Source organism: Phascolarctobacterium succinatutens (genome assembly GCF_958453765.1).
Taxonomy (GTDB): domain Bacteria; phylum Bacillota; class Negativicutes; order Acidaminococcales; family Acidaminococcaceae; genus Phascolarctobacterium_A; species Phascolarctobacterium_A succinatutens_B.
The window spans coordinates 1-22316 of sequence record NZ_CAUDZA010000007.1; the positions used below are offsets into that span (position 1 = coordinate 1).

At 48.1% G+C, this 22316-nt stretch carries 22 protein-coding genes; 4 read left to right on the top strand and 18 right to left on the bottom strand.

From position 1 onward, the window contains the following. Nucleotides 1-71 precede the first annotated feature (71 nt). Both serA and Q7Q81_RS04345 read left to right on the top strand, forming a co-directional pair. Nucleotides 72-1658 (top strand): phosphoglycerate dehydrogenase, encoded by a 1587-nt coding sequence (serA, locus tag Q7Q81_RS04340; protein ID WP_293823170.1) that lies wholly within the window; start codon nt 72-74, stop codon nt 1656-1658. Between the two features lie 36 nt (nt 1659-1694). Continuing rightward, nucleotides 1695-2333 (top strand): histidine phosphatase family protein, encoded by a 639-nt coding sequence (locus Q7Q81_RS04345; protein WP_304273932.1) that lies wholly within the window; start codon nt 1695-1697, stop codon nt 2331-2333. Nucleotides 2334-2482: 149 nt separating this feature from the next. On the opposite strand, the gene Q7Q81_RS04350 is transcribed toward Q7Q81_RS04345, so the two are convergent. The 4 genes from Q7Q81_RS04350 to Q7Q81_RS04365 form a co-directional block, all read right to left on the bottom strand. Continuing rightward, on the bottom strand, nt 2483-3691 hold the full coding sequence (locus Q7Q81_RS04350) for an S-layer homology domain-containing protein (RefSeq protein ID WP_304273934.1): 1209 nt from the start codon (nt 3689-3691) through the stop codon (nt 2483-2485). 373 nt (nt 3692-4064) lie between these two features. After that, nucleotides 4065-4616, bottom strand: a complete 552-nt coding sequence (locus tag Q7Q81_RS04355) for a hypothetical protein (RefSeq protein ID WP_303680228.1) — start codon at nt 4614-4616, stop codon at nt 4065-4067. 209 nt (nt 4617-4825) lie between these two features. Further along, nucleotides 4826-6037, bottom strand: coding sequence for an S-layer homology domain-containing protein (locus Q7Q81_RS04360; protein WP_304273936.1), 1212 nt, complete (start codon nt 6035-6037; stop codon nt 4826-4828). A 514-nt stretch (nt 6038-6551) separates the two neighbouring features. Next, a complete protein-coding gene (locus Q7Q81_RS04365) occupies nt 6552-7235 on the bottom strand; it encodes a DUF554 domain-containing protein (protein WP_304273938.1) in 684 nt (227 codons plus the stop codon). A 146-nt stretch (nt 7236-7381) separates the two neighbouring features. On the opposite strand from Q7Q81_RS04365, the gene Q7Q81_RS04370 reads away from it, so the two are divergent. Continuing rightward, nucleotides 7382-7987, top strand: coding sequence for a DUF3298 and DUF4163 domain-containing protein (locus Q7Q81_RS04370; protein WP_304273940.1), 606 nt, complete (start codon nt 7382-7384; stop codon nt 7985-7987). Between the two features lie 72 nt (nt 7988-8059). Here the strand turns inward: Q7Q81_RS04370 and Q7Q81_RS04375 are convergent, their stop codons facing one another. The 14 genes from Q7Q81_RS04375 to Q7Q81_RS04440 form a co-directional block, all read right to left on the bottom strand. Then, nucleotides 8060-8518: a deoxycytidylate deaminase gene (locus Q7Q81_RS04375; protein ID WP_021720267.1), complete on the bottom strand. Its 459-nt coding sequence runs from the start codon at nt 8516-8518 to the stop codon at nt 8060-8062. A 6-nt stretch (nt 8519-8524) separates the two neighbouring features. Beyond that, on the bottom strand, nt 8525-9145 hold the full coding sequence (upp, locus tag Q7Q81_RS04380) for a uracil phosphoribosyltransferase (protein ID WP_009146085.1): 621 nt from the start codon (nt 9143-9145) through the stop codon (nt 8525-8527). Between the two features lie 61 nt (nt 9146-9206). After that, on the bottom strand, nt 9207-10457 hold the full coding sequence (gene glyA, locus Q7Q81_RS04385; RefSeq protein WP_304223098.1) for a serine hydroxymethyltransferase: 1251 nt from the start codon (nt 10455-10457) through the stop codon (nt 9207-9209). A 106-nt stretch (nt 10458-10563) separates the two neighbouring features. After that, a complete protein-coding gene (locus Q7Q81_RS04390) occupies nt 10564-11121 on the bottom strand; it encodes a TIGR01440 family protein (protein WP_304273942.1) in 558 nt (185 codons plus the stop codon). 69 nt (nt 11122-11190) lie between these two features. Next, complete coding sequence (rpiB, locus tag Q7Q81_RS04395; protein WP_021720271.1) at nt 11191-11637, bottom strand: ribose 5-phosphate isomerase B; 447 nt, start codon at nt 11635-11637, stop codon at nt 11191-11193. A gap of 50 nt (nt 11638-11687) precedes the next feature. Continuing rightward, the gene (locus Q7Q81_RS04400; protein ID WP_304273944.1) at nt 11688-12794 is read right to left on the bottom strand and encodes an L-threonylcarbamoyladenylate synthase; all 1107 of its coding nucleotides are present in this window, start codon (nt 12792-12794) and stop codon (nt 11688-11690) included. Then, complete coding sequence (gene prmC / locus Q7Q81_RS04405; RefSeq protein WP_304273947.1) at nt 12757-13680, bottom strand: peptide chain release factor N(5)-glutamine methyltransferase; 924 nt, start codon at nt 13678-13680, stop codon at nt 12757-12759. Before prmC ends, Q7Q81_RS04400 begins: the two co-directional genes overlap by 38 nt. A gap of 1 nt (nt 13681) precedes the next feature. Further along, nucleotides 13682-14749, bottom strand: coding sequence for a peptide chain release factor 1 (gene prfA / locus Q7Q81_RS04410; protein WP_303679432.1), 1068 nt, complete (start codon nt 14747-14749; stop codon nt 13682-13684). Nucleotides 14750-14772: 23 nt separating this feature from the next. Next, nucleotides 14773-15651, bottom strand: a complete 879-nt coding sequence (locus tag Q7Q81_RS04415) for a DUF1385 domain-containing protein (protein WP_210683825.1) — start codon at nt 15649-15651, stop codon at nt 14773-14775. A 65-nt stretch (nt 15652-15716) separates the two neighbouring features. After that, nucleotides 15717-15920, bottom strand: a complete 204-nt coding sequence (rpmE, locus tag Q7Q81_RS04420; protein WP_021720275.1) for a 50S ribosomal protein L31 — start codon at nt 15918-15920, stop codon at nt 15717-15719. A gap of 117 nt (nt 15921-16037) precedes the next feature. Then, entirely contained in the window at nt 16038-17357 is a 1320-nt protein-coding gene (locus tag Q7Q81_RS04425; RefSeq protein WP_304273949.1) for an ATP-binding protein, read from the bottom strand. A 20-nt stretch (nt 17358-17377) separates the two neighbouring features. Next, nucleotides 17378-19081 (bottom strand): adenine deaminase, encoded by a 1704-nt coding sequence (gene ade, locus Q7Q81_RS04430; RefSeq protein WP_304273951.1) that lies wholly within the window; start codon nt 19079-19081, stop codon nt 17378-17380. Nucleotides 19082-19099: 18 nt separating this feature from the next. Then, complete coding sequence (locus Q7Q81_RS04435) at nt 19100-20479, bottom strand: NCS2 family permease (RefSeq protein WP_304097690.1); 1380 nt, start codon at nt 20477-20479, stop codon at nt 19100-19102. A 91-nt stretch (nt 20480-20570) separates the two neighbouring features. After that, nucleotides 20571-21440 (bottom strand): methionyl aminopeptidase, encoded by an 870-nt coding sequence (locus tag Q7Q81_RS04440; protein ID WP_276765064.1) that lies wholly within the window; start codon nt 21438-21440, stop codon nt 20571-20573. A 167-nt stretch (nt 21441-21607) separates the two neighbouring features. Between Q7Q81_RS04440 and Q7Q81_RS04445 the strand changes: the two genes are divergently transcribed. Continuing rightward, nucleotides 21608-22252: a DedA family protein gene (locus tag Q7Q81_RS04445; RefSeq protein ID WP_304273953.1), complete on the top strand. Its 645-nt coding sequence runs from the start codon at nt 21608-21610 to the stop codon at nt 22250-22252. The last annotated feature ends 64 nt before the right edge of the window (nt 22253-22316 follow it).

The window sequence follows — 22316 nt, forward strand, 5'->3', positions numbered from 1 at the left end:
CTTACTTCATAATCAGTTACTTACTTCAATCCAAATAACCTACAAATTATACATAAAGGAGATAAATCACCATGAAAATTTTTGTCAGCAACGATATCAGCGAAAAAGGCGTAGCTCTGCTGCGCGAACACTTTGATGTAGATGTAATGCCCAACATGAAGCCGGAGGAGCTTATCAAGGTTATTAACAATTACGATGGCCTGGTAACCCGCAGCATGACCAAGGTAACCAAAGAGGTTATCGAAGCTTCTACCCGTCTGAAGGTTATCGGGCGCGCCGGTGTTGGCGTTGACAACATTGATATCCCCGCCGCTACCGCTAAAGGCATTGTCGTACTCAACACCCCGGAAGGCAACACTATGGCTGCTACCGAGCACACCGTTGCTATGATGATGGCTATGACACGCCACATTCCGCAGGCTCATCAATCCATTCAGGAAGGCAAATGGGACCGCAAATCCTTCGACGGCATTCAGGTACAGGGCAAAACCTTAGGTATCATCGGCGTAGGCCGTATCGGCAGCCGCGTTGCCAAACGTATGCAGGCTATGGAAATGACTACCATTGGTTATGACCCGTATATTACCGAAGAACGTGCGCATCAGGTTGGCGTTGAGCTGGTTGATTTTGACACTCTGCTGGCTAAATCCGATTATATCACCATTCACACTCCGCTCACCAAGGAAACCGAAAAGATGCTGAACGCTGACGCTATTGCCAAAATGAAGGACGGCGTGCGCATTGTCAACTGCGCCCGTGGCGGCTGCATGGACCCCGAAGCTATTGCCGAAGGCGTAAAATCCGGTAAAATTGCCGGCGCCGCTATCGACGTTTATCCGACTGAACCGCTTACCAAAGAAAACAACCCCTTCCTGGGCCTGTTCAACGTTGTACAAACTCCGCACCTCGGCGCTTCCACCATCGAAGCGCAAATCGGCGTAGCTGTTGACGTTGCTTACGGCGTAATTGATGCACTTGAAGGCCGTCCGGTTATGACCGCCGTTAATATGGCTCCCATTCCGAAAAGCGTGGCAACAGTTATCCAACCTTACTTCAAGCTGGCAGAGCGCATGGGTACCGTGGGCATCTATTTAGCAGACGGCCCCATTAAGAGCGTGGAAGTTGAATACACCGGCGCACTTGCTGAAACTGAAACACAGGCACTCACTACCGCCTTCCTCAAAGGCCTGCTGAACCCGATTCTGCAGGAAAGCGTTAACTTTGTCAATGCTCCCGGCATTGCTAAAAAACGTAACCTGGAGGTTAAAGAAGTTAAGGCCAACAAGCCCGGTTACTTCACTACTGCTATCAATGTAAAAATTGCTACTGCCAAGGGCACACATAAAATCGAAGGCACCCTGTTCGACGGCAAGCAGCCTAAGATTGTACAAATCGACCAATATCATGTTGACTTCAATCCAGAAGGCTACCTGCTGCTGGCACCGCACGTCAACAAGCCTAATATGATCGGTCAAATGGCAACTATTTTGGGCAGCGCCGGCATAAACATCAACGGCATGCAGGTTGGCAGCACTCCTAAATCCGACACCAACATTATGGCAATTGCTGTCGGCGACGACATTCCGAACGATATCATGCTGCAGCTGCGCGGTGTGGAAGGCATTATTGACGTTAAGCTCATCAACTGCGAAGGCTAAGACTTTTATCTAAATAAATTACAGTGAGGAAATTTTATGAGAATAATTTTAGTCCGACATGGTGAAACAACCTGGAATATAGAAGGCCGTTACCAAGGTCAGGAGGATACGCCGCTGAGCGAGCGCGGTCTGCGCCAAGGCCACCTGCTGGCCGAAGGCTTGCACCACATCCCTATCGATGTGTGCATCTCCAGCCCGCTGCAGCGCTCCTACCGGACCTGCAAGCTTTGTGCTGATTTGCACAAGCTGCCGGTGGCCACAGATGAACGTCTGCTGGAAATCAATCACGGCAGCTGGGAAGGCGTGTTGGCGCCGGAAATTGCCAAGCAATTTCCGCAAGAGTTCGCCCTGTGGCACACCCAGCCGCACCTGGTACAAATGCCTGACGGCGGTGAAAGCCTGGAGGATGTGCGCAAGCGTGCGCGCGCTGCCTTTGACGACTATGCAGAAAAATATGCCGGCAAAACAGTGCTGGTTGCTGCGCATGACGCAGTGAACAAGGCGATCATCTGCGATTTGCTTGGACTTGATATGTCGCACTTCTGGCAGATTAAGCAGGATAACACCTGCATTAATGTACTGGAATATAATGAAGGTGTTTGGCGCGTAGTGCTGCTGAACTCCACCAATCATTTAGGCTTCCTGTTCAGCGGTATTGAGCAGGCCGGCCTGTAATTTTACAAAGCAAAACTACCGTCCTGCGCAGCAAAGCTGCGAGGGCGGTAGTTTTTTTATCTTTCTTGCAACACAAAGCCCCCTCACCTTTCGGCGATGGGGCCTTTATACGCGCGTGTATTATTTTGTGTTACTTGCTAATCGTTAAATTAGAAAGTGAAGGTCAGGTCAGCCCAAACGCGTTGGTCATCAACCTTGCTGTTCAGTTTGTTTTCGGTATCGTAGTAAGCTACAGTACCAACGATGTTTTTAGCGAAGGTATAGTTAGCGCCAACGCCATAGCCTTTGAAGCCGACGCCATCAAAGGTGTTTGCATCAGTGGTGTGTGCAATGTAGGTTTGACCACCGAGATCATAGTAGTTAGCGAACAGGCCCCAGGAACCAGCTTCGGTAGCTTCAGCGCCTTTATAAGCAAGACCTACAGTCCAACCATCATCATCAAGAACTTTTTCATCAACATCATTGTAGCTCATGTCGCCTTTCAGGTACATACCGGACAGGTTTACATCGCCCATGGTGTAATCAGCACCAACATACCAGATAGCGTTATCTAAGCCTTTACCAATGCTATCTTTTGCAAGGTCTTTGTAGTTTACATAACCAGCAGCAACATTCATGTCACCGAAGGAAGTGCTCAGTTCGCCGCCAGCATAGTTGCCGCCGTCAACTTCGGTAGCTTTACCAGCAAAGCCGGTTACTTTTACTTTGTCGCCGTAGGAAACTTCAGCGCCATCAACTTTATCATCATAAATGTTGCCGTTAGCCAGGAATGCATTGTAACGGCCAGCAGTTACATTCAGACCACCGATTTTACCTTCAACATAAGCACGAGCAAAGGAAGTATCTTCATCGCCTTTGTTAGCGCTTTCGCCATAGAAATCTTGAGTGTTTTCAATCATGCCGGTGTAGGACCAGTCATCATTGATTTGACCGGTTACCCAAATACGGGAACGCAGATCATTTTCAAAGGATTGGCCTTCGTTAGCATCACCTTGTTTGCTCATGTATTTGTAACGCAGTTCGCCGGTTACTTTTACATTGTCAGCTTTTTTCTCCAGGTTAGCAACGCGAACGCCCAGGGTGTCCAGTTCGTCAGCGAATTCAGCAGCCAGTTTATCAACGTTAGCGCCTTTAGCCATTGCTTTAGCAACGATTTGAGCCATTTCATAACGGGTCATCAGTTTGTCGCCACCGAAGGTGGAGTCGCCGTAGCCTTCGATTACGCCGGCAGCAGCCAGTTTGTTGATGCTGTCATAAGCCCAGTGACCAGCAGGAACGTCAGAGAACGGGTTAGCAGCGTATGCGGAAGCAGTTACGCCCAGAGCCATAGCCATAGCTAATACTAAAGATTTTTTCATTTTTATTTCCTCCTTTAGGAAAATACATTTGAAAAATTCTGCTATGCTTCTTCGCCTTGGCTTTGATACTCGGCTCGCCGCAGCTTTCAGTAAGAGTTGCCTTGTTTCCTCTACCATACTCTTTGCAGTCTGCATTTTTCTCAGCCCTCAGCAGTTAGCAAAAGCAAATTTTTCATAAGCTTATTGTACCACGTTTATAACTATCCTACAAGGGTTTCACAAATTTTTCTTAAATTCACCAAATAAAGAAACTCTCCTTCTCAAATAATCATTTATATAATAGGTTTTCTTTGAAGCTATTTGCTCGCAATAAAAACCGCCTCTGCAATAGTTGCCGAGGCGGTTCGATGTTTAAACTAACTCAGTATAAGAATTATTTAACACGCAGAGCACGGTCTACTTCGATGCGTACTGCACGGCCAAATTCTTCATGAGTCCAATCCCAACGGCTAGTCAGAGCTTCAGGGATTGTTTTGTCGCTGTAAATGCGATGCTCGTAAGCTTTACCGGTGAGCTTGTTGTAAGCAACTGCATAGCCTTGCAGGTCGATTTGCAGTCTGCGCTCTTCGCTGGAATCAATAGCTTTGTCATCCAGCTTGTCCAGTTGAACAGCGATAACGATGTCAACATCGCCATCTTTAGCAATCTTTTCCAGAGTTGCAGCACTGGGAACCTTGTTGCCAATCTTAGCAGCATCAATAACAGCGGTCAGCTTGTCGTTTTCTACTACTACAAAGCCTTTTTTGCTGTTCAGAACAGACAGAGCGTTTTTGTAGAAAACCTGACTTGCCAACTCATCTCCGCCTTCAACATTGTTGATTAAGGGCAGCAGGGCAACGCTTGCAGCTTCAGCTGCACCAAAGCAGGGGATGCTGAAGCAGATAGCCATAACGGTCATCAATAAATAACGTAAAACTTTTTTCATTCTTATTCCTCCAAACGCATTAAAGTAATGCAGAATATAAGTATATTTTAGCATAAATTTAGGGAAAAATACAGTGTTTGCTTAAAATTTTCTGACTTGGTAGTCATTGCTTTTTATTGTAAATTATAATTCAAAAAACGACCGCCCTTCCGGGCGGCCGTCTTCTTATACGCGCGTGTTAAATGTTAAGTTGTTGTATGTGGTTGGAATTAGAAAGTGAATACAACTTGAGACCACAGGGTTTGTGCGTCTTTAGTGCCTTCCTTAGCTTCCAGATCATACCATTCAACCTGGCCAACAATGTTCTTAGCAAAGGTGTAGTTAGCAGTTACGCTATAACCTTTGAAGCCTTGATCAGCAGCTTTATAGCTATCAGCATAGCCGTTCATAGTATGATCAACATAGGTAGCAAGACCTTGATCATAGTATTTAGCAACTAAGCCCCAGGAACCAGCTTTAGCAGCTTTTGCACCTTTGTAGGAAGCAGTTACTACAAAGCCGTCATCGTCGCCCTTGTAACCATCTTCATCACCATTCAGATACATAGCACCCAGTTTGAAGTTTTTATCAAATGCATAGTTAGCAGCTACAGCCCAAATGCTTTGATCTTTTCCAGTTGCTTTAGCAGTAGCTTTTTGACGATCAATATCTTTGAAGTCATAATAGCCAGCAGCTAAGGACAGTTTGTCAGCTTTACCGGACAACTCTGCATAGTAAGCTTCGTCAGCTTTAATTTTCTCACTGCTGCCAGGGTCAGCTTTACCATAACCAGCTACTAATTTAACGTCTTTGCCATAAGCAACTTGAACGCCATCAAAACGGTTATCATAAACATTGCCTTCAGCCAGTTTGTTGTTGTAACGACCAGCCTGAACTTTCAAGCCACCCAGTTTACCATTTACGTAAGCACGTTGGAAATCAGTATTTTCGTTGCCAGCGTTGTCTTTCAGGTCTTGTTCGTTTTGCAGCATGCCGGTATAAGTCCAGTCATCATTGATTGCACCTTTAATCCAAATACGGGAACGCAGTTTAGTTGCGTAGCCATTGATATCTGCACCATCATCTTTGTAGTGATAACGCAGTTCGCCGGTAATCTTTACATTGTCAGCTTTTTTCTCCAGGCTAGCAACGCGAACGCCCAGGTTATCCAGCTCGTCAGCGAATTCAGCAGCCAGTTTATCAACGTTAGCGCCTTTAGCCATTGCTTTAGCAACGATTTGAGCCATTTCATAACGGGTCATCAGTTTGTCGCCACCGAAGGTGGAGTCGCCATAGCCTTCGATTACGCCAGCAGCAGCCAGTTTGTTGATGCTGTCATAAGCCCAGTGGCCAGCAGGAACGTCAGAGAACGGGTTAGCAGCGTAAGCGGATGCGGTTACACCAAGAGCCATTGCCATTGCGAGTACTAAGGATTTTTTCATTGTAATTTCCTCCTCTTATCTTAAGAGATTTTTATTTATTACAAAATCCTTCGCAAGTCCCCGCTTGCAAGTCCGGTAAGAGTTGCCTTGTTTCCTCTACCATGCACGAGCTTCGCCTGTGTCAAGGATTTCATAATCAAGGGGTGAAATTATAGATTGGAGTATTTCATTTTTTTGACTTACTCTAATCTAAATCATACTTATATTATAATTGCGGGTGACTGCCTAGTCAAGAGATTTTTTCAGAAAATTTTTAACAGAATAATATTTATTCCTATTAAGAATAATAGCAAAAACCGCAAGCCCGCTCCCTGCATAAAAAAAGCAGCAGTGCCATGCGTTCGGCACTGCTGCTTTCAGAGGGTTGATGTTGTGAAAGGATGTATAAAAAGAAAAGGGGTATTATGTATCAGTCAGTGGGATTGCTAACTGATGAGCTTATTATAAGGCGAACTGACTGATTAGTCAATGGATAATCTGTGAACTTTGCATCGTTTTGATGAACTCTAAAAAATCATCTTACTGCTGCCATCAGTGCGTAAAAAAGCGGCGGCACGACAAGCGCCGGCAGCATATTCAGCGTTTTGCAGTCACGCAGCTGCAAAATTCCCAAGCCGCTGCTCATCAGAAAAATGCCGCCCAAAACAGAAATTTCTCCCATCAGCGCCGGCGTCATATAAGGCGCAATCACTCCGGCGAAAAGAAAAATGCTCCCCTGCCACAAAAGCAGCACCAAGGCTGCCGCGGCAATGCCAATGCCATAGGCAGAGCCAAGAATAATCGACGAAACAAAATCAAGCGTCGCGTTGGTATACAGATAAGTGTTATTGCCATTGAGCCTGCTTTCAATCGGCCCCAAAATAGAAAGCGTGCCGATGCAGAAAAGCAAAATAGCGGTTGAAAGTCCTTCCGCCAGCTTGCTGCCACCCTTGGCGCTTGCCAAAAGCTTGTGAAAACGGCCGTCTATATCCAGCCAGGTTCCTATCACCGTACCAATGGCAATGCTGGCGATGAATAATACCGGGTAGGTTGTTTTCGGCATATTGCTGACAAAGGCATTCGCTCCCAGGCCCACGGTTGCCAGACCAAGGCCGTCGAAAAGCGCTGTTTTATAGCGTTCGTTAACACCTCTGCTGAGAAAGCTGCCGATTACAGAGCCGGTTAAAATTGCACTTACATTAACGATTGTTCCTAACATTTTCAATATCCCCTCAAGTTTACAAATACTTCCTGCGCAGGCTACAAAGATTTTACACTTCCCCCGCTCAGGCATCTTTACAGATACTCTTTTATTTTATACTATTATAGTACCAAATACAATTCCTACAAAGGAGGCTAATACGAATGAAAAAAACTCTTCTCACGTTATTTTTGGCGATGGCAGTAGCAGCAGGTGCGTCGGCTGCGCAGCAAACCGAAGTCGACAAGGGCGACCGCTTTGACTATAAATATCCTGTTTTCACGCAGGAAAATCCGCAGGCCGCACAGCGCATGAACCGCGATATCCAAAAAATGGTCAGCAAGTCGCGTAAGGATTTGCGCCAGCCGGATATGCGTGCTGTCGGCAGCAATTATGAGGTGATTTACGAAAATGACCAGTTTGTCTGCCTCACCTTCAACACCTGGTACTATTATGATAAGGCTGCTCATGGTATGTACTATACACACGGCATCGTTTACGACAAGGATACCGGCAAGCGTGTTCCCTACACCCGCTTCATGGAAAAGCTGAATGCCGAGCAGCTGAAGCAGGATATCAAGGCCAAGAAGCTGCCTGTATACGGTGCAGATTTGAAAACTGTCAGCGAAGCGCCGTTTATTGACAACATCGACAACTTCAAAGTAAGCAAGGATTATATCATCACCGAGGACGGTCATCTTTATCTGATGTACCAGCCCTACGAGCTTGACTGCTACGCCGCAGGCGTTACCTATGTCAAAGTAAAATAATAAACATAAAAAGCAAAGCACTGCTCCGCTTCTCCCATAAGGAAATGTGAGCAGTGCTTTTTTACAGCATATTTACTTCTTATCCAGTACGCAGATTTCAATTCCCGATGCAGCCATCATATCCTCCGCCAGCTTATCCGGATAAGGATTAGCATAAACAATGCGCTTAATGCCTGCGTTAATCAAAATCTTGGTGCAGACCACACAGGGCTGATGCGTACAATAAATTGTACCGCCGTTGACAGACACACCATGATAGGCAGCCTGCACAACAGCATTCTGCTCTGCGTGAATACCGCGGCACAGCTCATGCATCTGCCCCGAAGGCACATGCAGCTGCTCGCGCAGGCAGCCCGTAACCTCACAGTGAGGCAAATCCTTAGGCGTACCGTTATAGCCAGTTGCTACAATCTGTTTATTTTTGACGATTACCGCGCCGACACTGCGGCGCATACAGGTTGAACGGCTGCTAACTACTCTGGCAATCTCCATAAAGTAATCATCCCAGCCGGGTCTTGTTTTGCGTTCCATAATTTTTTATACCGTACCAAAAATTCTGTCGCCTGCATCGCCCAAGCCCGGAACGATGTAGCCATGCTCATTGAGATGGTCATCGAGCACGACAGTGTAGATAGGCACGTCGGGATGCGCTGCATTCAGCTTTTCTACACCCTCGGGAGCAGCAACGAGGCACATGAAGCGCAGGTTTTTCATACCACGCTTTTTGAGCTGGTCAATAGCAGCAATAGCACTGCCACCGGTTGCCAGCATCGGGTCAACAACGATAGTATAAGCGTCCATATCCGCAGGCAGCTTGCAGTAATACTCCATCGGCAGCAAAGTTTCTTCGTTACGGCTCATGCCGATATGACCAACATTGGCTTCGGGAATAACACTGAGTACGCCCTCCATAAAGCCCAGGCCTGCACGCAGGATAGGCACAACAGTGACACTGCCTTTAATACGGCAGCCGGTGGTTTCGCACAGCGGAGTTGTAACCTTTACTTCTTCCACAGGTAAATCTCTGGTAGTTTCAAAGGTCAGCAGCGCTGCAACCTCACTGATGATGTGGCGGAAAGTTACGCTCTTAGTATCCTTGTCACGCAGGATAGTCATTTTTGCTTGCAGCAAAGGATGGTTTACTACATTGATTTGCATTGGATATATCGCTCCTTTTCTGATTAAGACGAAGCGGATAAAGCTTTATCGGTCGTCTTAATTATAAATTAGTATATAACGGATACTTAGCGCACAGTGCAGCAACACGTTTTGCAGCCTCTGCATGCTTATCAGTATCTTCAGGGTTATTGAGCACCAGGCCCATGATAGCCGCAACCTCTTTGAAGTCCTCTTCTTTGAAGCCGCGGGTAGTAGCAGCCGGAGTACCCAGACGGATGCCACTGGTTACAAACGGGCTGGCAGGATCAAACGGAATAGTGTTTTTATTGCAGGTAATGCCAATATTATCCAGCAGCTTCTCTGCTTCCTTACCGGTCAGGTTTTTGTTGCGTACATCAACCAGAATCAGATGGTTGTCAGTACCGCCGGAAACCAGACGGAAGCCCTCAGCCTTCAGGCCTTCGGCAAAAGCCTTGGCATTCTTGACAATGTTTTCTGCGTACTCTCTGAATTCAGGCTTCAGAGCTTCGCCGAAAGCAACAGCCTTAGCAGCAATAACATGCATCAGCGGGCCACCCTGGATGCCGGGGAAAATAGCCTTGTTGATTTTCTTGGCATATTCCTCGTTATTGGTCAGAATCAGACCGCCGCGAGGACCACGCAGAGTTTTGTGGGTGGTAGTGGTTACGATATCAGCATACGGAACCGGAGACGGATGCAGACCTGCTGCAACCAGACCAGCGATGTGTGCCATATCAACCAGCAGCAAAGCACCGTTAGCATGAGCAATATCAGCGATGCGTTTGAAATCGATAATACGCGGATAAGCGCTGGCACCGGCAACAATCAGCTTCGGATGATGCTCTTTAGCCAGCTTGTCCATAGCTTCATAATCAATCAGCTCGGTTTCCGGATCAACGCCATAATGAACAACGTTGAAATAAGTACCGGAAATATTTACCGGGGATCCATGGCTCAGATGACCGCCTTGAGACAGGTCCATACCCATGATGGTGTCGCCGGGTTTCAGGAAAGCAAAGTACACGGTCAGATTGGTGCTGGCACCGCAGTGAGCCTGTACGTTAGCATATTCGGCATGGAATAATTTTTTGGCACGTTCGATTGCCAAAGTTTCAACCTTATCAACATATTCACAGCCGCCATAATAACGATGACCGGGATAGCCTTCAGCATACTTATTGGTCAGTACGCTGCCCATAGCCTCCATTACTGCGGGAGTAACGATGTTTTCGGATGCAATCAGTTCTATTTTGTCACGTTGGCGGTTCAGCTCCGCATCAATGTAACCTTTCAGCTCAGGATCAACTACGCTAAGTTTTTCCAGATTCATTTTAAGTCCCTCCTAAAAATAAAACATTAAATATCAACCAGTTTTATCCACAGGCTGTGGATAAGCGCTCAGAAATTCTGCTCTACTAAAAGACGCAGACGGTGCCTTATGGACGATTTTCCAGGTATTGGGCACGCGGTCCTCCAACCAATGGCGGACGGGTTTTAGCGGCAGTCAGCACTGCTTCGCCGATTTTTTTATATTGCAGGCGTACAGGAACAGCAACTCGTTTGAGATGCATGCCGATGAGCGTCTGGCCAATATCAATACCAAGATGGGCAGAAATCTTTTCTACCACTACAGGTTCAGCAAAATTTTCGTAGGCAGCAGTTGCCATAGCGCCGCCGGCATGAGCCACCGGACGCACGGTAACCTCCTCAAGATTGTAGCGTTCGGCTGTTTCTGCCTCTACTACTAAGGAACGGTTGAGATGCTCGCAGCATTGTACGGCAAGATAAAGCTCGTGTGCATCGCACACTGCCTTCAGCGCCTTGAACATAGCAACAGCTGTTTCACTGCTGCCGCCGGTGCCGATTTTGTTGCCGAGTACTTCGCTGGTACTGCAGCCAAGCACGAAAATCTGTCCCTTTTTAGGCTTTGCTATACTAATGAGCTCTTCAGCAGCTGCTGCAAGCTCCTTAGCTATTTGCATATTTGTTTCCATTGTTGCTTTACTTCTTTTCTGTTTATTTTCAGAAACGCAAGAATCGTTTAGGCTGCAACGCAAAGACGATTATTTTGCTTCCAAATCCATGATTTTATTTACACGGCGTTCATGACGACCACCGGCAAATTCGGTTTCCAGCCAAGCGTCGGTAATCATTTCTGCCAAACCTACGCCCAGAACACGCTCGCCCATGCAGAGCACGTTGGCATTGTTATGCTCACGGCACATTTTAGCGGAGAAAACATCACCGCACAGAGCAGCGCGAATGCCCTTGCATTTATTGGCAGCGATAGAAATACCGATACCGGTACCGCAAATCAGGATGCCCTTTTGCGCACCGCTGGCACCGCTGGTAATATCCTCGCACAGCTTTGCAGCATAGTCGGGATAATCTACGGAATCTTCGCTGTAGGTACCATGGTCAACAACCTCGATGCCTTTATCCTCTAAATATTTTTTGATATGCTCCTTCAGATGGAAGCCGCCATGATCACAAGCCATTGCAATTTTCATAAATAATCTTCTCCTCTCCTGCTTTTTAATGCCGGGATTATCTTTAACCTTTATTGTAACATAAATGACGGTAAATTTACATTATTTTTTAAATGCAGGCTGCCGTTTTCCAGCGTTATGATCTGATAGCCCGCAGCCTTACGCAGGCGGTTCATGATTGCCAGTCCCAAGCCGTCCTCCTCTACGCCTTCGGCGAGGATGACGTCCGGACAGGTACGGTCAAAATCGCGCAGCAGGTAGAACAAATCCGCTGCCAGCTGCTCACGGCTGTCGCCCCAGCAGGAAAGCTGCAGCTGCTGCTTTTCGACAAGCGCTGCCAGCTCGCTCTCCAGCTCACGTCCGCAAAGCACGCCGACGGTTTTGCCCTCAGCCAAAGCTTTGGCAATAACCTGCGGCAAACATTTGCAAGCCTCGCCTTCAAACAGGTACACAGGTGCCTTTGGCGCATAATGACGGTACTTCATTCCCGGTGCCTTGGGCTTAAAGTTTTTATCTCCCTGCAGCGCCGGGTCGATTTCTACCGCACCCATAACCTCCGTCAGCATTTCATAGGTAATGGCGCCCGGTCGCAGGATAGTGGGAACAGCGCTCGTTGTATCCACCACGGTGGATTCCAGACCGATGCCGCAGTTGCCGCCATCAAGCATACCGGCAATTTTACCCTGCATATCCTCCAGCACATCCTGTGCATTCGTCGGGCTCGGGCGACCGGAAATATTAGCCGACGGCGCCGCGATCGGACAACCGCAGGCACGGATAAAATCCTGAGCGAATTTATTAGATGGGAAGCGTACAGCGACAGTTTCCAGTCCTGCGCTTACAGCGTCAGGCACAATAGCAGATTTATTGACAATCAGTGTCAGTGGTCCCGGCCAAAAATGCTCCATGAGCTTTTTGGCATTAGCATTCAGGCCGGTAGTCAGCTGCGCAATATCTTCCTTTTTAGCAATGTGCAGAATCAGCGGATTATCGTTAGGTCTGCCCTTGGCAGCAAAAATCTTGGCTACAGCCTCAGGATTCAATCCATCCGCACCCAGGCCGTAAACTGTTTCCGTCGGAAACGATACAACCTCACCCGCACGAATCAGTGCCGCTGCATCCTGCATAATCTCTTGATTATCAGAGTTCTTTTGTAATTTCCAGTAGGATGTTTTCATATTTATCCTCACCCTCTTTTTCTTTTAAAGCAAAAACCATGCGCGGTATGCCTGCATAGTCCAAGCGCACGGCAGTTTTGGCAAAGCCATGCTCCAAGCACAGCTTTTGTACCGCCTCGCTTTGGTCGATGCCGATTTCAAACGCCAGCAAACCATCTTCGGCCAGATGCTCCGCAGCCTCGGCACAGATGCGGCGGTAAAAATCCAGTCCGTCCGCACCGCCGTCAAGTGCAGTGCGTGGCTCCTGCTGTACATCCTGCGCCAGCGTTGCAATATCGGCAGCAGGAATATACGGCGGATTGGAAACGATGATATCAAATTTTTTCTCTACAGGTACGTTGCTGAACAAATCGCTTTGACGGAAGGCCACACGCTTATCCACGCCGATAGCGGCAGCGTTTTCTTTCGCTACTGCCAAAGCATCATTGCTGATATCCACGCCCACGCCAACGGCAGCAGGCAGATAATCAAGCAGCGAAACGATAATAGCACCGCTGCCGGTACCGATATCCAAAGCCTTTACGGCACCGTCTGCACGCAGCATCGGCGCTGCCTTCACCAGGCTTTCCACCAACAGCTCCGTTTCCGGGCGCGGCACCAGGGTAGCAGGCGTAACCTTAAAGTTGTTGCGCATAAAAGCACGCTCACCGATAATGTAGGCCAGCGGCTCATGCTTAGCGCGGCGCTCTACATATGAGCGCATCTTGTCGCGCTCCTCCTCACTGAGAGGTTTGTCAAACTCGGTATACAGCTTGATGCGTTCACATTTCAAGACAGCACAAAGCAGCACTTCGGCATCAAGGCGCGGATTTTCCACGCCTTTCGCCTCAAAGTGCTGCTTAGTCCAGTTTAAGATTTCCATAATTGTCCAAACCGGCTTAACCATTTTATTTCACCTGCCGTAATTGTTCGCTTTGCTTAGCAGTAATCAGCGCACTCAGCAGCTCGTCCAGATCACCGTTGACAATGCTGTCCAGCTTATGCAAGGTCAGACCGATGCGGTGGTCGGTAACGCGTCCCTGCGGATAATTGTAGGTGCGGATACGCTCGCTGCGGTCGCCGGTGCCTACCTGGCTCTTGCGGTCCTCGGCAGTAGCGGCACGCTGCTCTTCCTGCGCCTGCTCCAAAATACGCGCACGCAATACGCGCATACATTTTTCACGGTTCTTCAGCTGAGATTTTTCATCCTGGCACTGTGCTACAATGCCTGTCGGAATATGGGTAATACGAACTGCAGATTCGGTTTTGTTTACGTACTGGCCGCCGGCACCACCTGCACGATAGGTATCGACACGCAAGTCTGCAGGGTTAATCTCTACATCAACCTCTTCAGCCTCTGGCAGTACAGCCACTGTAACGGTAGAGGTGTGTACGCGTCCCTGAGATTCGGTTTCCGGCACGCGCTGTACACGGTGTACGCCGCTTTCGAATTTCATACGGCTGTAAACGCTGTCACCGCTGATTTGGAAAACGACCTCCTTAAAGCCGCCCAGCTCAGTCGGGTTGGAATCCATAACCTCAACGCGCCAGCCACGGGTTTCTGCATAACGCAGATACATACGGAAGAGAACACCGGCAAAAAGTGCAGCCTCATCACCGCCGGCACCGCCGCGGATTTCCACGATAACGTTTTTATCATCATTCGGGTCGGAAGGCAGCAAAAGAATCGTGAGCTTCTCCTCATATTCTTCAATCTGCGGTTTGAGCTCCTTCAGTTCCTCTTTAGCCATTTCAACCAGCTCTTCGTCATCGCCTGCCGCAAGCAGCTCCTCTGCCTCATCACGAGCCTTAATCATATCGCGGTATTCACGGTAAGCGGTAACAATCGGTTCAAGCTTGGCATGCGCTTTGGTAGCCTTCAGCCAGTTGGTCTGGTCGGCAATAACCTCGGGGTCGCTGATTTTTGCCTCTAAGTCTAAATATCTATCTTCTAGTGCCTGCAATTTGTCGAGCATTAGAAATTCTCCTCTCACGTATTTTACTCTATAATTTCTTCAGGCGGCAGCACTGCCTTCAGCGAAGCAATCGCCACCTCAATCTGGCTGTCATCAGGCTGACGCGTAGTCAGCTTCTGCAGCAAAAGTCCCGGCATAATTGCCATATGCACCAGCTTATTATCGTTATGCGCACCGGCAAAACGAATAATCTCATAGCTGACGCCCGCAATTACCGGCATCAGCACTACACGGGAAGCAATGCGTTCCAGCAGGCTGGGCCAGCCCAGGAAGGTAAAAATAAACATGCTTATCAGCATGACAATCATCAGAAAGTTGGTGCCGCAGCGCGGGTGCAGTGTGCTGAACGGACGCACATTTTCTACACGCAGGGGCAGGCCTGCCTCATAGGTGTAAATAGTTTTATGCTCCGCGCCATGATATTGGAAGACGCGCTGAATGTCCTCCATAGAGGAAATCGCTGCAATATAGGCCAGGAAAATAACCATACGCAGCACGCCCTCAGCCAGGTTGAGCATCATCGGATCCTCAGTCAGCTCATGCAGAAAACGCATAGACCAGGTCGGAATAACAATAAACAGACCTACAGCCAGCAATACAGATGTAGCAATAGTCATTGCCATCTCCTTGCCTGTCAGCTGCTCGTCCTCTTCGCCGGAAACCTGTGCCGAATAGGCCAAGGCCTTGATGCCGTCATATAATGATTCAAATAAAGCAATAACGCCGCGAAGCAGCGGTTTTTTCAAAATAGGATATTTATCACGGATACTGTTGACAGGATTTACATCCACGGCAATTTCTCCGTCAGGTTGGCGCACGGCAACAGCCACCTTATGTGGTCCGCGCATCATAACGCCCTCAATTACAGCTTGTCCGCCTACAGATAATTTTTTCGTGCTCATAGATATACTCCATAAAACTAAATAAAGCAGAACCCGCATGTGCAAGCCCTGCCTTATTGTATAGATTATTGTTCTTTGTTGTAACGTTTGTTGAACTTCTCGATACGACCACGAGCAGCTACGTTACGTTGTTGACCAGTGAAGAATGGATGGCATTTAGAGCAAACATCCACGCGTAATTCTTTCTTAGTGCTACCAGTTACGAAGCTTGCACCACATGCGCAGGTAGCAGTAACTTCACCGTAATTCGGATGAATCTTTTCTTTCATTCTTTACACCTCTCTTTGCTAAGAACATTATATTCATAATTTAGAAGCTGCCTTGCTTGGCAAAGCGGCTTGCATTAACACTAGATTAGTGTAACATATCCTACAAGTAAACGCAAGCTATTTTTTACTAAAATCGGCAACACCCTGCAGATAATTAATAAACTGCTGCGCTGTACGTCCGGAAATGCCGCCGTGATGCAGCTCCCACTTACGCGCTTCGGCACAAAGGAAGTCTTCGTCAAGCTCCAGTCCCTGCTTTTTAGCCAGCTCGCAGACGATTTTGTAGTATTCCTTCTGCGTAGGCTGTCCATAATAAATCGTGCAGCCGAAGCGGTTAACCAGAGAAAGCTTTTCCTGCATCGTATCCGACTTGTATATACCGTCCTCCTGTGTTACATCGTTGCGGTCCTTCCACGTTTCATTAATCAGATGTCTGCGGTTAGAGGTAGCGTAAATTAAAATATTATCCGGACGCACCTCCAGACCGCCTTCGATGATAGCCTTCAGATATTTGTATTCGATTTCAAATTCCTCAAATGACAAATCATCCATATAAATAATGAAGCGGTAGTTGCGATTTTTAATTTGGGCAATCACCTGCGATAAATCGCGGAACTGATGCTTGTAGATTTCTATCATCCGCAGGCCCTGATCATAATATTTGTTGATAAGCGCCTTAATGCTGCTGGATTTGCCTGTACCACTGTCACCGAAAAGCAGCACGTTATTTGCCGGGCGGCCTGCTACAAAAGCCTCCGTATTTTCCAGCAGGCGCTGCTTCTGGTCCTCATAACCGATAAGGTCAGCAAAGGTAATCTGCTCCGTATTGGATATCGGCACCAGCTCCGGCTCGCCCTGCTGTGCCTCCGCTATGCGGAAGGCCTTGTTCAGACCAAGCTTGCCCACGCCGTAATCATGATAGAATTTGGTAACGCAGGCGAAAAGCTCCTCAGCATCGGCAGCACCTTCCAAAGCAGTGCTGAGTGCCTGCACCTTGTCGCTGATATTTTTGTTATAGCAACGCTCCTGCTTTACCACAGCCTGATAATTGCTGATTAGCGAAAAGCAGTTAATCCCCAGTGCACGCTCCAGCTCGCTGAAGTCATAAGCAAACAGCTGCTGAAAGATTTTGAAGTCATGCTTGGCAAACTGATTCACGCTGCCATCGCAGGCACCAACCTTTTCACAGGTAATGGCAAAGGGATTTTCACAGCTGACGAGCAAAAACGCCAGATAATTATGCCAAAGATTCTTGTCAAAGCCATAAACGGTGCCAATATCAAGCAGCTTATGTACCTGCTCATAAATTTCCGCTGTCAGCTCCTCGCGGTTATAATCACCTGCTGAAAATTCAGCGCAGATTTCTGCCAACGGCTCCAGCAAATTGTCCGCCGGCAGATTGCGGTAAATAACTAATTGTGATACAAGCTTATGCATATCTTTCCCCTCAAATATCTCTATTTTATAAATTCAAATTTCTCTGTATCGAACATGCCCATATCTGTAATGCGCAGCTTGGGAATAACCGGCAGCGCCATAAAGCTCAGGCTAATGAACGGGTCTATGCCGTCCGATACACCCTGCGCATGTGCCTTCGCCGCAATCTCATCAAGACTGCCGATAAGCTCTTCGGCAGGCGCGCTGCTCATCAGGCCGCAGATATTCAGCGGCAGCGTATCAATAACCTCGGTGCCCTTGACCAAGGTATAACCGCCCTGTACGCGTACCAGCTCCTTAGCCGCAACATTCATTGCTTCCGGACTTGTGCCGATAACAATCAGGTTATGTGAATCGTGTGCTACCGTTGTCGCTACCGCGCCGTCCTTCAGTCCGTAGCCGCGCAGGAGGCCTAAGCCTACATTGCCGGTGCCGTGGTGTCTTTCCAGTACGGCAATCAGGTACACATCTTCTTTTTCCAAGGCAGAGGCAATATCCTTGCCCATAATAGTACTCTTCTCGGTAAAGATTTCACCTGGAAGCATAGTAATAACAGGATATTCCCTGTCGTCGGCAAAATGCGATAAAGAGAATGTTTCGGCATCAAATGCCGCAGGCTTCACGCTGCCCTGCAGGCTGGTAGTGGGCGTAACAGGCGTAATCTTTTCGCAGGCCTTGAGCGCATCCACGCCCTTATGGAAAACAGCCTGCGGCGTAAGGCTTTGCAGGTTGTCAAAAACTACCAAATCCGCCTGCCAGCCGGGAGCAACGGCACCCACGCGGCGCAGGCCGTAAATACGCGCAGCGTTGATAGTTGCCAGACGCAAAGCACGCACCGGCTCCATGCCCAATTCTATCGCCATTTGTACGCAGTGACGGATAGTGCCCTCGCGGCGGATATCGGCAAGATGCTTATCATCGGTGCAGAAGGCCAAACTGCTGACATCAATACCTTCTTCAATAACGCCGCGCAAAATTGTCGTCAGATTACGCGAAGCACTGCCCTCGCGCACCAGCACTGCCAGACCGTTGCGCAGCTTTTCCTTCGCCTCGTCCCAGCTGATGCTCTCGTGGTCGGTATCAATGCCGCTGGCAACATAGGCAGCCAGCTCCTTGCCACGCACGCAGGGTGCGTGGCCGTCGATTACACGGCCCAAACTTTGGAACAGGTCCAGCTTTTTCTGTACCTCGGCGGAATTATAAATAACTCCCGGCACATTCATCATCTCGCCCATGCCCAGTACGCCGGGTTCATTGACAAGCTTAATCATATCGCGCGCGTCCATTACACAGCCGCTGTGCTCGAAGCGTGTGGCAGGCACGCAGCTGGGCAGATTCACATAATAGTTCAGCGGCATCTGTCCGCCGGCCTCCAGCATATAGTGAATGCCTGCCGCACCCGCTACGTTGGCAATTTCGTGCGGGTCGGTAATCAGTGTGGTTACGCCCCAGCGCAGTTCCTCATCGCAGTAATGCTCCGGTACAGCCATAGAGCTTTCCACATGGCAATGCGCATTAATCAGACCGGGGGCAACATAGGCGCCTTTCAGGTCAATGATTTTTTCTGCCTTGTCATAGCTGCCGACGCCGGCAATCACGCCCTCGGCGATAGCAACATCAGCTTCGTAAATTGTTTCGGTCAGCACATCAACAACCCTGCCGTTCTTCAAAAGAATATCAGCAGGGCTGTTACCGAGTGCGACCGCTCTTACACGGTCCATCATATTTTTACCTCAATCCTTTTACACGTAAATATATTTCAGGATAAAGATTACTGCCAGCACATATACAATCCAGCTGGTTTTTTTGTTTTTGTATTCACCGCTGAGCAGGTTAATTGCCACATAGGAGATAACGCCCATGGAAATACCTTCGGAGATAGAATACATGAAAGGCATTGCTACTGCTGCGATAAAAGCAGGAATCGCTTCGGTCATATCGTCAAAGTCTACATTCAGCAGGCTGCTTACCATCAAAAAGCCTACAATTACCAGTGCCGGAGCGGTAGCGAAGGCAGGAATTGCCAGGAAAATCGGTGCGAAGAACAAGCTGAGGAAGAAGAGAACAGCTGCGGTAACTGCAGTCAGACCGGTACGGCCGCCAACAGCAACGCCGGCGCTGCTTTCTACGAAGGTAGTAACGGTGGAGGTACCCAGCAGTGCACCACCTGTAGTAGCGATGGAGTCAGCCAGCAGAGCGCCTTCAATCTTCGGCAGTTTGCCGTCCTTGTCCAGCATTTTAGCTTTGGAAGCAACACCAATCAAAGTGCCGAGAGTATCAAACAAATCTACAAACATGAAGGAAAGCATGATTGTAATGAAGTTAAAGGTGAAGATAGCACTGAAGTCCAACTGCATGAATGTCGGTGCCAAGCTGGGAACAGAAATGCCGTTAGCAAAGCTGGGCATAACGGAGAACATGCCGAGTTTCGGATTCGGTACATAAATACCGGTCAGCTCGCAAATCATGCCTAAGCCCCAGGTAACCAGAATACCTACGAGGATACCGCCGGGAACCTTTTTCGTCATCATTACAGCGGTCAGCAGAATACCGATAAGCGCCAGCAAAGCACCGATACCGGTGGACCAGAAGGTGCCGTCTGCCAAAGCAGCCTTAAACGGATACAGACCAACGAGAGTCGGTCCGGCAACAACGAGCTTGGAATTCTGCAGGCCGATAAAGGTAATAAACAGACCGATACCGCTGGTAACACCGAACTTCAGCGCAGGCGGAATGGAGTTGAACAACGCTTCGCGCACCTTAGTCAGGGACAGAACAATGAACAGAATACCTTCAACAAAAACTGCTGCCAACGCAACCTGCCAGCTGTAACCCATCTGTCCTACAACAGTATAAGCAAAAAAGGCGTTCAGGCCCATACCGGGAGCAAGAGCAAAAGGATAGTTAGAGAACAGCGCCATGAGCAGAGTACCAAGGCAAGCACCCAAAGCAGTAGCGGTAAATACAGCGCCCGCATCCATACCGGCAGCACTTAAAATGCCGGGGTTAACAGCTAAAATATAAGCCATCGTCATAAAGGTGGTGATACCGGCAAGAATTTCTGTGCGGACATCCGTCTGATGTTCCTTCAGGCGAAATGTTTTTTCCAAAAAGTCTGTCATTATTATAGCCTCCTATGCTATCTATTTGCCCAAGCTGCAGGGCCCGGGCACAATAATAAAGATTAAGACTGCCTGCACAGCCTTCAAGCCATTAATATGTTAAAATCTCCGGACCGTTTTCTGTAATCAGAATCTGATGCTCCCATTGAGCGGAAAGACTGCCGTCACAGGTATAAACAGTCCAGTTATTGGCTTCGTCAACAAAGATATCTCTGTGTCCCATGTTAATCATCGGCTCAATAGTAAAAATCATTCCCGGTACAAGCACCATACCGGTTTTGCGTTTGCCTACATGGCAGACGAACGGATCCTCATGGAATTCTACACCAACGCCGTGGCCGCCGAATTCTTCGACAACGGAATAGCCGTGCTTATGTGCCAGCTTGGAAACAGCAGCTCCGATATCTCCCAGAAAACCCCAAGGCTGAGCTGCTTCAATACCGCGCAGCAGACATTGCTTGGTGATTGCAACCAAATCTGCAGCCGGCTTAGCAACCTTGCCAATCATAAACATACGGGATGCGTCAGCATAATAACCATTGTAAATAGTAGAAACGTCTACGTTTACAATGTCACCGCTGCGCAGCACGTCATGCTCGCTGGGAATGCCATGGCAAACCTGGTCATTGATAGAGGTACACACGCTCTTCGGGAAACCCTCATAACCCAACGGTGCAGGGATAGCGTTATGCGCTACTGTATATTCGTAAACGATTCTGTCGATATCAGCAGTAGTCATACCTGCCTTAATATATTTGGCAACCTCATCCAATACACCGGTATTGATTTTGCAGGCTGCACGGATACCTGCAATCTGCTCCGGGGTTTTAATCATATCGCGGTCAGGAACCTCGCAGCCCTGAGCCTGCAGCAACGCAATTTTGGCATCATTCATTTTGTGGCAATCTGCATACGCTTTACCGCTGCCACACCAACATAATTCTTGGTCCAAAGAAAACACTCCTTATCTAAATAATTGTTACAACTTGTACATTACAACCTTATGACTTCTATTTTACCACATATTTAAGGGAAAAATCACATTTTTAGCTTAAAATTCTCTTACAACGTTCGGTTTTTTGTGTTAAAATTATTTTATATGACTCAATGTTAAGAAAGGAAATTTTTATGGAAGCATATGCAATGTATTTTATCGATTTAATTCTGCACCTGGACAAGCATCTGCCGGAAATTATGATGGCCTATGGTCATCTGATTTACGCCATCCTATTCATGGTAGTGTTCTGCGAAACCGGTCTGGTAGTCACCCCGTTTTTACCGGGCGATTCGCTGCTTTTCGCCTGTGGCGCCCTTGCCGCTGCCGCACCCGAAGGCATGGATATAAAAATTATCGTGCCCATCTTTTTAGTTTCGGCTGTGCTGGGCGACGCCTGCAATTATATGATAGGCGAGCATCTCGGTATGCACATGATTAAGAAAAATATCATTAAGAAGGAGCATGTCGACAAGGCCAGCGCATTTTATGACAAGCATGGTCATAAGGCTATTTTCCTAGCCCGCTTCGTGCCGATTGTTCGCACCTTTGCACCCTTCGTTGCCGGCATCGGCAAGATGCACTACCTGACCTTTGCTCATTACAATGTCATCGGTGCCGTAGTGTGGGTATTTCTCTTTGTCGGCGGCGGTTACTTCTTCGGTAACATCCCTGCCATCAAGCATAATTTTACGCTGGTAACTTTTGGCATCATCGTCTTCTCCCTGCTGCCTGTATTATATGAATTCGTAGGCAAGAAAATTTTAGGCAAGAAATAAGAAGGTCTTGGAATTTTGGTAACAGGCTCTCCCCAAGGAGAGCCTTTACACAGTTAAACTCCAA